Source organism: Vreelandella titanicae BH1 (assembly GCF_000336575.1).
GTDB lineage: Bacteria > Pseudomonadota > Gammaproteobacteria > Pseudomonadales > Halomonadaceae > Vreelandella > Vreelandella titanicae.
The window spans coordinates 96,265-109,031 of record NZ_AOPO01000012.1 but is presented as its reverse complement, the minus strand read 5'-3'; the positions used below and the strand labels follow the sequence as shown (position 1 = coordinate 109,031).

Sequence of the window (12,767 nt, the reverse complement as noted above, 5' to 3'; positions counted from 1 at the left end):
CCGAGTCATCATCTACAGTTACGTTTTTGAGGGCTCTTCGTCGCGCAGCTGGCGGCGGAGCACTTTGCCCACGTTGGTTTTGGGCAGCTCATCGCGAAACTCTATGAATTTCGGCACTTTGTAGCCAGTGAGCTCTTTTTTGCACCAGTCGCGTAGTGTTTTTTCATCTAGCTGGTCATTTTTACTTACCACAAACAGCTTGATGGCTTCGCCAGCATTTTCATCTGGCACACCGACCGCGGCAGACTCAAGCACATCCGGGTGGGCTGCCACCACATCTTCAACTTCGTTGGGATAAACATTAAAGCCAGAGACCAGGATCATATCTTTTTTGCGATCAACGATGCGGATATAGCCATCATCCTGCAGCACAGCGATGTCGCCGGTGCGAAACCAGCCATCCTCATCGATGGCGTCACGGGTTTCATCTTCACGCTGCCAGTAGCCTTTCATCACCTGTGGCCCTTGCACGCACAGTTCTCCCGGCTCGCCCAATGCCACGTCGTTGCCATCGGCGTCGACGACTTTTACCGCGGTGCCCGCCACGGGCTTACCGATAGTGCCCAGTTGGATCGAATCGGTCGGGTTGAAGCTAACAATGGGAGAAGTCTCGGTCAGACCATACCCCTCGGCAATTGGGCAACCGGTGGTTTTTTCCCAACGCTGCGCCGCTGCTTTGGTCAGCGCCATGCCGCCGGAGATCGTCAGCTTCAATTTGGAAAAATCGAGCTGCTTGAAATCGTCGCGATTACATAGCGCATTAAACAGCGTATTGAGGCCGATAAAAGCGCTAAAGGGCAGCCCCTTGAGCTCTTTGATAAAACCATCCAGGTCGCGAGGGTTAGTGATCAGCAAAGAGTGGTTACCGGTTTCCATTAGGAACAGGCAGTTAACCGTAAAGGTATAGATGTGATAAACCGGTAGCGGTGCGATAACCAGCTCTTCGCCATCGGTCAGATGAGTACCAATCGCTTCCCGCGCTTGCAGCATATTGGCGATGAGATTGCGATGGGTCAGCATTGCGCCTTTTGGCATACCCGTGGTGCCACCGGTATATTGAAGCGCGGCTAAATCGTCGGGGCTCCTCTTGACCTCGGTATGACTTAGCGAGGCACCTTTTTTTAGCGCATCACGGAAGCCAACCGCACTGGGCAGTGAATAAGCAGGCACCATTTTCTTAACGTGCTTGACCACTGCATTGATTAACCAGCGCTTGGGCACATCGTGCAAGTCAGCTAGCTGGGTGACGAGCACATGCTTGATATCTGTTTTATCGAGCACTTTCTCCAGCTTGTCCGCCATATTGGCCAAAATCACAATGGCTTTAGCGTTGGAGTCCTTGAACTGGTTGGCCATTTCCCGCCCGGTATATAGCGGGTTGGTGTTGACCACTACCAAGCCTGCGCGCAGTGCACCGAATACCGCCACAGGAAACTGCAGTACGTTGGGCAACTGGATGGCGATACGATCACCGGGAACGAGGTCGGTTTCATGCTGTAGCCATGCAGCAAAGTCTGCAGAGAGGCGGTCAAGATCAGCGAAAGAGAGCGTTTTTCCCATACAGGAAAAAGCTGGCTTGTCCTTAAAGCGTGTTACTGCGTTATGAAAAACATCCGTGACTGAATCGTACTGATCCAACCCTTCAAGCGCTGGGCCACGTAAAACGGCGGCGTTGGCGTGTTCGCTCATGGGCAATCTCCGCTATTGGCGTCGGCGTAAGTCACCGACCTTGTTGTTGTCGCTAGGCTCTATCTGAAAAAATAGTTTAAGAAGCCCAACGATATACGACCTCTAACAGGCTGTAAAACGATCGATTGAAACTAACGTTTCAACTTTAGCCCATAGTCGGGCTCACTTGATTTTCTGCTGCGTCCCTCATTCCAATTTAGTAGATCGTTTCTTTATGGACAGTAACGCGCCTGAATTTCTCCATCGCGCCAGACCAATAGCTCACCCGGCACCATGCGCTGCCAGGCTTCATTGTGCGTGAGCGGTTCAGTGGCAATCACTGAAACGATGTCGTCAGGCGTGGTATGTTCGGCAAAATTCACCGTCATCTCGGCGTCGGAGAGTTCCGCCTCGCCGAAGGGCGCGCAGCGGGTAATATGTGCAAGCTTCGTGGCGCAAAATGTATATAAATAGCCGCCATCGGAGAGCAGCATATTGAACACGCCCAGCGCTCTTAGCTGCTCACATAGCTGGTGCAAGCGCTCCCACAGCGTTGTGGGATCTGCTGGCGGGCAAGGAAATTCACGGCGAATCTCCCCCATTAACCAGCAGTAGGCGTACTCGCTATCGGTGCTGCCAACCGGGGTGTAGTTTCCTAACGCTAAACGCTCCCAGCCACTTAATTGCCCATTGTGAGCATAACACCAGGGTCGCCCCCACATTTCGCGCGTGAAAGGGTGGGTATTGGCAAGCTTTACGCCCCCCACGTTGGCCTGGCGAATGTGACTGATCACCACATTGGACTTAATCGGGTAATCGCAAATTAGCCGGGCGATAGGGGAATCGACGGAGGGATGGGGGTCGCGAAAATCGCGGTAACCGCCCTCTTCGTAGAAGGCAATTCCCCAACCATCGCGATGAGGGCCGGTGCCCCCACCGCGATGCAAAAAGCCCGAAAAGCTAAAACAGATATCGGTGGGCACATTGGCGCTCATACCCAGCAGTTCACACATACGCTTTACCAATACATAGACACCCGGCGCTCTCTGCAAAAGCATGGAACCTAAACACAGCCATTAACCAATCACCGGTTCGCGACGGCGTGGTGATTCGCTTTCATCGGCACTCTCTTCTTCCTGGGCGACATACTCATCGTCCCCAGGACGGCGCCACCACCACAGAGCAACGCCAATCAGCGCGCCTAATGCCATCCCCAACACCAGCCACATTAGCCCGCCACGAAGTGCTGCGCCGTTGTTTTCTAAAAACCCAACCGCCGCCACCATCGCCGAAGGTGCCCAACCGGTATAGAATTCACCCTCTTCTATTAACGGCAGCCGGAAAGTGGCGGGTGCCCATATTGCCCCTGCCACTATCCAGGTCAGCACAAGACGTGGCAAGCGAGGCAGAAAAGTGAACGCAAAATAGACCGCGACAATCACTAACAGCGACAGCCCGTAATAACTCAACCACAGTAGTGGCGTTGAATTTGCAAACAGCATAATACCCCTCATATGGGTGAACTCACCCGACGTTGATTTCCCGTTATGGTACCTATCAATTTATGAAAGCACAGCAAGGCATACCTTCAGGCTTACCCGCTGCACACTATTATCGCGCTAATGACCCGCAATGGCACTGGTTAGAAGAGCGCGACGACCCACAGGTCAGTGCCTTTTTAGAGGCCGCCAACCAGCAACAAGCCGATTGGTTTGCCCCACTTTCCCCGCTAGAGGAAGCGTTATACCAGAGTCACCTGGCGCGCCGCGAATTAGCCGTGACCAGCCTTAAGACAACGCTTGACCACTTCACGTTCTGGAACGAAACCAGTGCCGAAGATGATTACCCCTGCTGGTGGCGCCACCCCAATCGCCAGCCTGAACAACAGGAATGCTTTTTCGACGTTAGAGCCCGTGCCGCCGAGCAAGACTTTTACGACATGGGCGATATGGCGCTGTCACCCGATGAGCAGTGGTTGGCCTGGACAGAAGATACTCAAGGCGACGAGCGTTTTACTCTGTGGTTGAAAGCGCTGCCTAACGGGACGCCCGTGCAACTATTAAGCGATATTGGTGCGGGGCTTTGCTGGGCAGAAGATCAAACTGCCACTACAGCGACGCTGCTGTTCACGCGGTTTGACGACACTCAGCGCCCAGACAGCGTTTGGCGGCTTGCGCTTTCGCTGATGGAGCCTGACGCTTCAAATGAGCCAGTATTGGTGCTACGGGAAGAGGATCCTGAGTTTTGGCTCGGTATTGGCAAAACGCGCTCGCGGTCGTGGCTGCTGCTAGAAAGCGGCTCAAAAGACACCAGTGAAATTCACCTATTGGCCGCTCACTCTCCTGATTCAGCCCCGCTGTGTATTCAGCAGCGCCAGGCGGGGGTTGAGTACAGCATTGATCACCGACCAGGCAGCTTTTACCGCCTGCATAACCAGGCAGGTGCTCACTTCCAGCTCGACTTTCTGCCCGAAAGTCAGCTTGGTCAGCCCCAATTGAATTGGCAAACGTTAATCGCCCACCGTGAAGAAGCCACCCTGGAAGGCGTTGATGCGTTCTCTTGGGGGCTGATGCTGGCTGAGCGCGACCATGCCCAGGCGCAAGTGCGTTTGCGGCGTTTACTTTTCGATGCCCAGCATAGCTGCACCCTGGATGAGACCCTGGCACTGCCTGAACAACCCTGTTCGCAGATGCTTGAAGATGCCCCGCACTTCGATACCCAGGTAGTGCGCCTTCGCGAAGAGTCGTTTACCCAGCCGCCCAGCTGGTTTTCACTCGATCTAACCAGTGGCGAACGGACGCTACTGAAGCGGGTACCTGTTTACGGCAACTTACAGCCTGAACAGCTAGTCAGCCGCCGCCTTTGGGCAACCAGCAGCGATGGCGAGCAAGTGCCCGTATCGGTGGTGATGCGCGCCGACCTGGCGGATCAGCCCTTACCCACGCTGCTGTATGGCTACGGCGCTTACGGTGAGGCTCTCGACCCCTGGTTCTCGATCGCCCGGCTGGAACTGCTCGAGCGCGGTGCGGCCTTTGCCGTTGCTCATGTGCGTGGCGGCGGCGAGCGCGGCGAACCCTGGTATTTAAACGGCAAGATGGCCCACAAGGAGAACAGCTTTAACGATTTCCTGGCCGCCCGGGAAGCGCTTGTGGAGCAGGGTGTCAGTGATTCACAGCGCATAGCGGCCTATGGCGCCAGCGCTGGAGGGCTGCTGGTCGGCACCTGCATTAATCGTGCCCCGGAAAAGTTTTGCGCCGCTCTGCTAGACGTGCCCTTCTTAGACGTGCTGCGCACGATGCAGAACCCGGAGCTGCCTCTGACGACCGCGGAGTACAGCGAGTGGGGCAACCCTGAAGAACCAGAGGTCGCCGAGCGAATAGCCGCTTACTCGCCTATCGATAATATTAAAGCGCGGTCATACCCCGCCCTGTGGATTGAGGGCAGTTGGTTCGATACCCGGGTCAGCTACTGGGAGCCCGCCAAATTTTATGCCCAGGTGGCACAACAGCAGCTGGGGTCAGCGCCGATTCTGATGCGTACCGATATGAGCAGTGGCCACGGCGGCGCATCCGGTCGGTTCAAAGCCTGGCGCGATACCGCCCGCCAAGACGCGTTTATCCTCTGGGCGCTGGGACTGCACTCGCCAGCACCTTCAACTGCTGAGTAAAGTGCTAGAAGGGAACTACATCGGCAGCACGGCAATAATATGCGACTCCAATTGCTGCTCGGGCACCTCATCTTGGGACACCGCAAAGCTGCGTACGCTGACGCCTTTGCGGTGAACCCGCTCGGCATCATTGCTTAACAGCGGATGCCAACCCGCCAACTTGCGCCCTTCAGCCACCCGCCGGTAACCACAGCTCTGCGGCAGCCAGGTAAACTCTTTAACCAAGGCAGGCGTCAGTTGGGTACAGTCGGGAACGGTTTCAAAGCGGTTCGCATAATCGCTGCACTGGCAGCTGTGAATATCCAGCAAGCGACAAGCCACGTTCAGTACTGCTAACTCCTGAGTATCCTCGTCGTGCAACTTTAGCAGGCAGCACTGTCCACAGCCATCGCATAACGCTTCCCACTCCAGGGGCGTCAACTCTTCGAGGGTAAAGCGCTCCCAAAAACGTTCGCGCATTGCGGTCTCCATCGTCTCCTGGCTCATTATTACGAAAAACTCATTATGATGGGGGTGTATCTTGGTGGCTTAATTCAGCCAATAGTTCGGGCCATAGGGTCTGGAAATCGGCCTCTAACGCTTGATAATCGTCGTACAGCCAAGGCACTAAAGCAGCCAACTGATTGGGGCCAGACAAACGCCGCCCAATCCCGGCAACGGCCCGGCAGGTAAACGCAAAATCAGCATAGCCTCTTAGCCAGTCCTGCTCGACGAGAATCGGCATCATACCGGCCAGCCGGTTCGGCGCGGTACGAGCGGAGAGCAGTCGATAACAGCGCTCAACAATTGCTTCTTGATCCGCCTGCCCTGCCGTATCACGGGCCAGGAAATGATCCCACACCATATCCAGGGCTATCCCTGCATAGCGCCGCTGCCCCGTTGGCGCACGCCGCCGTGCATTAACAACGCTAGGGTGGTTATCTACCCAGGCATCCACCCGACGGTGATGGCGAATGCCCAGTGCAGTAGCAGCAGGCCAATCGGCCAAATTGCGCCCCTTAACGCCATCGGCAATTAAATTGCCGTAGAGGAAATCATCGCTACCAGCGCTCACCAACCACGCATGGGCAAGAAAATTCATAGCCGGATGGCGCTACTGTTCGTCAGAACGGGCATCAGAGCGCGAAGCCACATGGGCACGATGCACGTCGAGCAAATAGGCCTCTTTCGGCGGCGGCATTTGCAGGTAGAACCCTTTGTCTTTAATCCCTTCCACCACGTCTGCCGCATTAACCCGTGACAATTTTTTGTCAGCGGTCAACAGCATGGTAAACACCGGTACAGGCTTGCCGAAGGTTTCAAGTAATTGCGCAGGGACGTCTGCAAATCCTTGACGCTTATCGACATATAAATACATTTCATCTTTACGCGAGCTTTTAAAAACCTCGCAAATCAGCTTGTCGCTCATTATGCTCGCTCCTCAAGGGCCTGGGCCAACGCGCCATTCAGACATTCGCCACGCCAACCGGTCGGCCAGGTGAGAGGTCCCCCTGCCAAGTCCTGCATCACCAGTGTTTCAATATCACGGCGGCGCATGAGCATTTCCGGTGCCACACCCAAGTCATTAGCTTTAGCGGTTACCGCCTTCTTGAGTGCTTTAAAGCGTGATTTGAACGTCGGGTGCATGGGGTCTGGCCAACGCTTGGGCAGCGCCTCTTCATCACAGTGCTGGGCCTGTTTGACCATTGCCAGCAGTGCGTCACCCTCTTTTTTGATCAGCATCGGTTTAACGCCTTCCACCTCAGCGAGCTCGAAGCGATTACTGGGCATCTTTTCGGCGATCGCAAATAGCAGCTTGTCGCTAATCAACCAGTTGCGCGGCAAGTCACGACGGCGTGTCTCGCCTTCACGCCAGGTGGTCATCAGCCGATACGCTTCCATTTGCCGGGGCGTCAAGCGCCACAATTGGCGTTGACGGGTATACCACTGCTGGTCGTTATCGACGCTGCGGCCCGCCTGTTCAATTAAGCTAGCACACTCAGCGTCTACCCATTCACGCCGCCCCAACATGGCGAGTTTTTCAGCCTGGAGCGTCCAGACTTTTAACAAATAGATCACATCCAGAGCAGCGTACTGGCACTGCGCAGGCGACAGCGGGCGTAATAGCCAGTTTGAGCGGGTCTCTTCCTTAGGCAGGGTTTCGCCGACCCAAAATTCGACCAGCTTTTGATACCCCATTCCAGGATTTTCGCCTAAAAATCCTTGTACTACCTGAGTATCGATTAACGGTTCCGGCAATACACCTGCCCAGTGCTGGAAGACTTCTAGATCTTCGCTGCAGGCGTGCAGTAACTTGATAGCACTATTTTGCAGCAGGGCTCGGAATTTATCAGTACACGGGACGGCTACCGGATCAATCAGATAAGCCTCTTCCCCCGCGGTGAATTGAACCAACGCCGGCACTGGAAAGAACGTGTTCTCTCGGAAAAACTCGGTATCCAGAGCAATTACAGAAGCATCGGCTACTTGCTCACACGCTGCATCGAGCGCCTCTGGAGTATCAAGCCATTGATAAGAGGGGGTCAGAGAGGACAAAAGCATTCTTCCAGGTTGGCGCAAATACTAAAGCATTTGCGTTTTAGGTAGGCTTATTCACTGGCAAACGGCAAGCGACCATTAAATGCACGGCTCAAAGTGCCGCCATCTACGTACTCCAGCTCTCCACCCATGGGAACGCCATAGGCAAGCCGCGAGAGTTTGACACCGTGTTCTGCTAGTAGCGAAGCAATATAATGGGCGGTCGCTTCACCTTCGATGGTGGGGTTAGTCGCCAACACCACCTCTTCGATGAGCCCTTCTGCAACACGCGCTTCCAGTAAGTCTAAACCGATCGACTCAGGCCCCACGCCATCTAGCGGCGAAAGGTGCCCGTGGAGCACAAAATAGCGCCCCTTAAAACCACCGGCTTCTTCAATCGCCAATTGATCGGCAGGCGACTCCACCACGCAAAGTAGTGCATCATCGCGCCGCGGGCTTTCACACAGCATGCAGATCTCTGCTTCAGTGAGCGTGCGGCAGCGCTGGCAGTATCCAACTTCATCGATCGCTTGTTGAATAACCGCCGCCAGACGCTGCCCTCCAGGACGCTCACGCTCAAGCAAATGCATCGCCATGCGCTGAGCTGTTTTGGGCCCAACGCCTGGCAATACGCGAAACGCATCCATTAACTGCTCAACGAGAGGAGAAAAACGCATTGCTTAGAACGGCATCTTAAAGCCGGGCGGAAGGTTCAAACCTGCCGTCGCTTCTTCCATTTTCTGTTTAGAACTGACCTCCAATTTGCGCACTGCGTCATTGACCGCCGCGGCTAGCAAATCTTCCAGCAACTCTTTGTCCTCTTCCATGACGCTGGGGTCAATGGTCACGTTTGAAACGTCATGGCGACCGTTCATGGTGACCTTGACCATACCGGCACCCGCCTCACCCTGGACTTCGGCTTTGGCGACCTCTTCCTGGGCTTGCTGCATTTTTTCCTGCATCTCTTGGGCTTGCTTCATTAAGTTGCCCATTCCACCTTTAAGCATGGTCTGATCTCCAACATACGTAGTTAAAAGGTATAGCTAAAACGAGTGTTTCTATCACGCGTCTAGAAAATGAGCTTAGCGCATAGCGTTGGCAGGCTTTACGCTGGATTCTATCAGCTTTGCCCCAAACGCCTGCTGTAACTTTTGTACATGGGGGTCGTGATTGAGTAGATCAACCGCCTGGGCATGACGCTCTTTATTAAGACGCTCTTCGCGCTGCCGTGGCGTCTCAAGGCTATTAGACAACTCGGCAACGTAAAACGCTATTCGCCTTGGCATGCCCTGCTCTTTTAGCGCCCGCTCAATGCGGGTTTGATGTACTTCCGCCTGCATGGCCTCTTGGCTGGGGTCGAGGCGCAGCGTCAGCAGCGTACCGTCGTCACTCTCGACCAGGCAGTTGCCCGCCAAGTTACGGGTTAAGCCGCCCAAGCCAAGAGAATCAAAGCACTGCAACCACTGCGCATTATCCAGCTTGCCAGACTGAATGTCCGGCCGGCTTTCTGGAAAGGCTTCTGGCGCTAACACCGTTGAGGGCTCCACCGTTTGGGGCTCGGAATCGGGTGCAGGCGCTGAGGCTGGCTCTGGCTCAGTAACAGGCTTGGGCTCAGTAACGAGTTCTGATTCAGACATAGCCTCTGGCTCAGAGGCTTGCTGGGGAGCTTCCACCTCAGACGCTTGCGTATCCGCTTCGACTGCCCAAGGCGGTGGCTCTTGCAGCGGCGGCTCCTCTTCAGCGGCAGACGCTGTCTGCTCAGGGCTTGGCTCTAATGGCGTTTCAGGCTGAGCGCCTGGTGTGGAATGGACTTCTGGCTTTGCATCAGCTGCTGGCGAGGGCTGCGGCGCCGGTGATGGCGTCTCTGCTACTTGGGCACTCGTTTCGGTCGCTGCCGATTGAGAAGGCTCGCGGCGAAGCGGTAGCGGGGTACGCGGCGGTTTCGGTACACCCTGAGGGCGAAATGCCAACATACGCAGCAACGTCATCTCTAACGCGCTGCGCAAATCAGGAGCGTGCACCATGTCCCCACGCCCCTGAATACCAATCTGGTAATAGAGCTGAATGTCTTCAGCAGTGAAGCGGCTTGCCAGCTGCAGGATAGCATCACGATCACCGTGGCTGTTATCCACTGCATCCGGCACCATCTGCGCCACTGCCAAGCGGTGCAGTATGCTCGATAGCTCATCCAACACCGCGGCAAAGTCCGGGCCTTGCTCGGCTAATTCGGCCACTTCGGAGAGCAGGCGCTGTACATCCACATCGGCCAGAGATTCTGCCAGCCCAAGAATATGGCGATGATCCAGGGTGCCCAGCATGGCGGCCACATCCGCATGACGAACGGCCCCCTGGCCAAACGCAATAGCCTGATCGGTGAGGCTCATGGCATCGCGCATTGAGCCTTCCGCCGCCTTACCCAATAGCCACAAGGCGCTTTCATCAAAAGCGACGCCCTCTTCACCCAACACATAGGTGAGATGCTCCACCACGCGCTCTGGTGGCATATGTTTGAGGGTAAATTGAAGACAGCGTGAAAGTACCGTCGGCGGCAGTTTTTGCGGATCGGTGGTCGCCAACAGAAATTTAACGTGAGGGGGAGGCTCTTCCAGCGTTTTCAGCAGCGCATTGAAACTGCTGGTGGAAAGCATGTGCACCTCATCGATCAGGTACACCTTATAACGCCCTTGGGTAGGCGCATACTGGACATTGTCCAGCAGTTCCCGGGTATCTTCTACTTTGGTTCTTGACGCCGCATCGACCTCAATAAGATCAACAAAGCGCCCTTCATCAATTGCCTGACAGCTATCGCACTGCCCACACGGTGTAGAGGTAATGCCCTCATCACCACGTCCGTTAGCCGTGCAGTTCAAACACTTGGCAAGAATACGCGCCAAGGTGGTTTTGCCCACACCGCGAGTCCCCGTAAACAGGTAGGCATGATGCAAACGACCCTGATCCAGGGCATTGACCAAGGCGCGTTGAACATGGGCCTGGCCCACGAGTTCGTGGAATGTGCGAGGCCGCCACTTACGGGCCAGAACCTGATAACTCATGAAGCTGTACTTCCTTCGGCGGGCTGACTTGCCCCACGCTGTAGCCAGCGTGGGGCAAAGGCCACGATGCATAACAAAGACGATGCGAGAACAAACGCCATTCTAACGGTTGCACCGCAGCCCGCCAACCGCCTGAATAAAGCGGGCTATTTTAGACAACGCCTAGGCGTTATCACCACCTTCCGCCGCACCAGCACGCTCAGCAGCGGCTTTTACTAGCTTTTCCAGCTCGCCACTTTGATGCATCTCAACCACGATGTCGCAACCACCCACCAGCTCGCCTTCTACCCACAGTTGTGGGAAGGTCGGCCAGTTAGCAATTTTGGGCAGCTCGGCGCGAATATCCGGATTATCCAGAACGTTAACGAACGCAAAACGCTCGCCACAGCTCATAAGCGCTTGGACGGTCTGGGCAGAAAACCCACACTGAGGCAGTTGGGGCGAACCTTTCATGTAAATCAGGATCGGATTTTCGCTAATTTGACGCTGAATGTTTTCGGCAGTTGTGCTCATTCTATTTCCTCGCTTATTGATGACCGATGCCCTCTCACTCATCTACTAGGCTTAGCCCTTGAACCAGATCCTTGAACCTGATTCTAAAACCTAGCCCTTGTAATGGGTACTTGAGACTAGTACTTAAGAAATCGTACTTAGAATAGTACCTGAGTAGAGCGCTCGGCTTTAACGTGTATATGGCATTCTACGCATGCCGTTCGCGTTGCGCATCCCCTGCAGCATAGCTAGGATAGTGTTTTTGCGCGGAGAGAAGCCCTTATGGCGACACGCCATTTCCTGACCTTGCTAGATTTGACCCCAGATGAGCTGGACTATTTGATCCAGCGTGCCATTACGATCAAAACTAATCTAAAAGCCCAAGGTCCTGTTTACACACCCTTCCCCAACCGTACCCTGGCGATGATCTTTGAAAAATCATCGACGCGTACACGGGTTTCGTTTGAAACGGGAATGGCACAGTTTGGCGGCCATGCACTCTTTCTCTCCCCCCGCGATACTCAGCTGGGTCGTGGCGAACCAATTGAAGACACCGCTCGCGTACTGTCTGAAATGGTCGATGCGGTGATGATTCGCACCTTCTCCCACGCTGGGCTGGAAACCTACGCCAGCGCCAGCAGCGTACCGGTGATTAACGCCTTAAGCGATGACTACCACCCCTGCCAGCTACTTGCCGACGTGATGACCTGGACTGAGCTACGCGGCAGCGTAAAGGGACGCACAGCAGTGTGGATTGGTGATGGTAACAACATGTGCCACTCCTGGATCAATGCCGCTCGCCAATTCGGTTTCCATCTGCGCATTTGCTGCCCGAAAGGCTACGAGCCCCGAGCCGATATTATGGCGGCCGCTGGCGATCAAGTAACGCTGCTGCACGACCCTCAGGAAGCGGTAAAGCACGTCGACCTGATCACCACCGACGTTTGGGCTTCCATGGGCCAAGAGGAGGAGCAGGCGAAACGTGAAGCCGACTTCGCAGGTTTCCAAGTTACTGAAGCCATGCTCGATCAGGCAGACCAAGACGTCCTCTTCCTGCACTGCCTGCCTGCCCATCGCGGAGAAGAGATCAGCCACACGCTGCTCGACGACCCACGTGCCGTGGTTTGGCAGGAAGCAGGCAACCGCCTGCATGCACAAAAAGCGTTGATCGAGTTTTTGCTTCTGGGTAAGGTCACTGAATAAACGATTTACTGCAAACAAAAAAAGCCTCGTTTAAACAACGAGGCTTTTTTCTAATATTGGGTGAAATTTTTGTTGGTGGAGCCTAGCGGGATCGAACCGCTGACCTCAACACTGCCAGTGTTGCGCTCTCCCAGCTGAGCTAAGGCCCCACGTGCTGTCTTTCCAAC

General features: G+C 55.0%; 13 protein-coding genes and 1 tRNA gene. 2 read left to right on the top strand and 12 right to left on the bottom strand.

The features are described 5' to 3' along the window. Positions 1-18: 18 nt before the first annotated feature. The 3 genes from HALTITAN_RS18625 to HALTITAN_RS18615 form a co-directional block, all read right to left on the bottom strand. Positions 19-1,689 carry an AMP-binding protein gene (locus HALTITAN_RS18625; RefSeq protein WP_039860116.1) on the bottom strand — a complete coding sequence of 557 codons (1,671 nt, stop codon included), beginning with the start codon at positions 1,687-1,689 and terminating at the stop codon, positions 19-21. A gap of 212 nt (positions 1,690-1,901) precedes the next feature. Continuing rightward, positions 1,902-2,681, bottom strand: coding sequence for a class II glutamine amidotransferase (locus HALTITAN_RS18620; protein ID WP_027958452.1), 780 nt, complete (start codon positions 2,679-2,681; stop codon positions 1,902-1,904). 63 nt (positions 2,682-2,744) lie between these two features. After that, a complete protein-coding gene (locus HALTITAN_RS18615) occupies positions 2,745-3,170 on the bottom strand; it encodes a hypothetical protein (RefSeq protein WP_039860115.1) in 426 nt (141 codons plus the stop codon). A gap of 62 nt (positions 3,171-3,232) precedes the next feature. Here HALTITAN_RS18615 and HALTITAN_RS18610 point away from each other — a divergent pair, with 62 nt between their 5' ends. Next, positions 3,233-5,335, top strand: coding sequence for a S9 family peptidase (locus tag HALTITAN_RS18610; protein WP_039860113.1), 2,103 nt, complete (start codon positions 3,233-3,235; stop codon positions 5,333-5,335). Positions 5,336-5,350: 15 nt separating this feature from the next. On the opposite strand, the gene HALTITAN_RS18605 is transcribed toward HALTITAN_RS18610, so the two are convergent. From HALTITAN_RS18605 to grxD, 8 genes are all read right to left on the bottom strand, one after another. Continuing rightward, entirely contained in the window at positions 5,351-5,806 is a 456-nt protein-coding gene (locus tag HALTITAN_RS18605) for a YcgN family cysteine cluster protein (RefSeq protein ID WP_027958449.1), read from the bottom strand. 31 nt (positions 5,807-5,837) lie between these two features. Beyond that, entirely contained in the window at positions 5,838-6,416 is a 579-nt protein-coding gene (locus HALTITAN_RS18600; protein ID WP_009288012.1) for an acyl carrier protein phosphodiesterase, read from the bottom strand. Between the two features lie 12 nt (positions 6,417-6,428). Beyond that, positions 6,429-6,743 carry a YcgL domain-containing protein gene (locus tag HALTITAN_RS18595; RefSeq protein WP_022522914.1) on the bottom strand — a complete coding sequence of 105 codons (315 nt, stop codon included), beginning with the start codon at positions 6,741-6,743 and terminating at the stop codon, positions 6,429-6,431. Beyond that, a complete protein-coding gene (rnd, locus tag HALTITAN_RS18590) occupies positions 6,743-7,876 on the bottom strand; it encodes a ribonuclease D (protein WP_039860111.1) in 1,134 nt (377 codons plus the stop codon). Before rnd ends, HALTITAN_RS18595 begins: the two co-directional genes overlap by 1 nt. A 47-nt stretch (positions 7,877-7,923) precedes the next feature. Continuing rightward, positions 7,924-8,529 (bottom strand): recombination mediator RecR, encoded by a 606-nt coding sequence (recR, locus tag HALTITAN_RS18585; RefSeq protein ID WP_009288010.1) that lies wholly within the window; start codon positions 8,527-8,529, stop codon positions 7,924-7,926. Between the two features lie 3 nt (positions 8,530-8,532). Further along, positions 8,533-8,859 carry a YbaB/EbfC family nucleoid-associated protein gene (locus HALTITAN_RS18580; protein ID WP_022522912.1) on the bottom strand — a complete coding sequence of 109 codons (327 nt, stop codon included), beginning with the start codon at positions 8,857-8,859 and terminating at the stop codon, positions 8,533-8,535. Positions 8,860-8,934: 75 nt separating this feature from the next. Next, positions 8,935-10,905, bottom strand: a complete 1,971-nt coding sequence (gene dnaX / locus HALTITAN_RS18575) for a DNA polymerase III subunit gamma/tau (protein WP_039860109.1) — start codon at positions 10,903-10,905, stop codon at positions 8,935-8,937. 162 nt (positions 10,906-11,067) lie between these two features. Then, the gene (grxD, locus tag HALTITAN_RS18570; RefSeq protein WP_022522910.1) at positions 11,068-11,418 is read right to left on the bottom strand and encodes a Grx4 family monothiol glutaredoxin; all 351 of its coding nucleotides are present in this window, start codon (positions 11,416-11,418) and stop codon (positions 11,068-11,070) included. Positions 11,419-11,679: 261 nt separating this feature from the next. Between grxD and argF the strand changes: the two genes are divergently transcribed. Next, entirely contained in the window at positions 11,680-12,600 is a 921-nt protein-coding gene (gene argF / locus HALTITAN_RS18565; RefSeq protein ID WP_009288008.1) for an ornithine carbamoyltransferase, read from the top strand. Between the two features lie 73 nt (positions 12,601-12,673). Here argF and HALTITAN_RS18560 read toward each other — a convergent pair. Next, positions 12,674-12,749 (bottom strand) — tRNA-Ala (locus HALTITAN_RS18560). Positions 12,750-12,767 lie beyond the last annotated feature (18 nt).

Coding starts and splice junctions, on each gene's coding strand:
- HALTITAN_RS18605 (WP_027958449.1), bottom strand. CDS start 5,806: ATGGAGACCGCAATGCGCGAACGTTTTTGGGAGCGCTTTACCCTCGAA.
- argF (WP_009288008.1), top strand. CDS start 11,680: ATGGCGACACGCCATTTCCTGACCTTGCTAGATTTGACCCCAGATGAG.
- HALTITAN_RS18600 (WP_009288012.1), bottom strand. CDS start 6,416: ATGAATTTTCTTGCCCATGCGTGGTTGGTGAGCGCTGGTAGCGATGAT.
- recR (WP_009288010.1), bottom strand. CDS start 8,529: ATGCGTTTTTCTCCTCTCGTTGAGCAGTTAATGGATGCGTTTCGCGTA.
- HALTITAN_RS18595 (WP_022522914.1), bottom strand. CDS start 6,743: ATGAGCGACAAGCTGATTTGCGAGGTTTTTAAAAGCTCGCGTAAAGAT.
- dnaX (WP_039860109.1), bottom strand. CDS start 10,905: ATGAGTTATCAGGTTCTGGCCCGTAAGTGGCGGCCTCGCACATTCCAC.
- HALTITAN_RS18620 (WP_027958452.1), bottom strand. CDS start 2,681: ATGTGTGAACTGCTGGGTATGAGCGCCAATGTGCCCACCGATATCTGT.
- HALTITAN_RS18625 (WP_039860116.1), bottom strand. CDS start 1,689: ATGAGCGAACACGCCAACGCCGCCGTTTTACGTGGCCCAGCGCTTGAA.
- HALTITAN_RS18580 (WP_022522912.1), bottom strand. CDS start 8,859: ATGCTTAAAGGTGGAATGGGCAACTTAATGAAGCAAGCCCAAGAGATG.
- grxD (WP_022522910.1), bottom strand. CDS start 11,418: ATGAGCACAACTGCCGAAAACATTCAGCGTCAAATTAGCGAAAATCCG.
- HALTITAN_RS18615 (WP_039860115.1), bottom strand. CDS start 3,170: ATGCTGTTTGCAAATTCAACGCCACTACTGTGGTTGAGTTATTACGGG.
- rnd (WP_039860111.1), bottom strand. CDS start 7,876: ATGCTTTTGTCCTCTCTGACCCCCTCTTATCAATGGCTTGATACTCCA.
- HALTITAN_RS18610 (WP_039860113.1), top strand. CDS start 3,233: ATGAAAGCACAGCAAGGCATACCTTCAGGCTTACCCGCTGCACACTAT.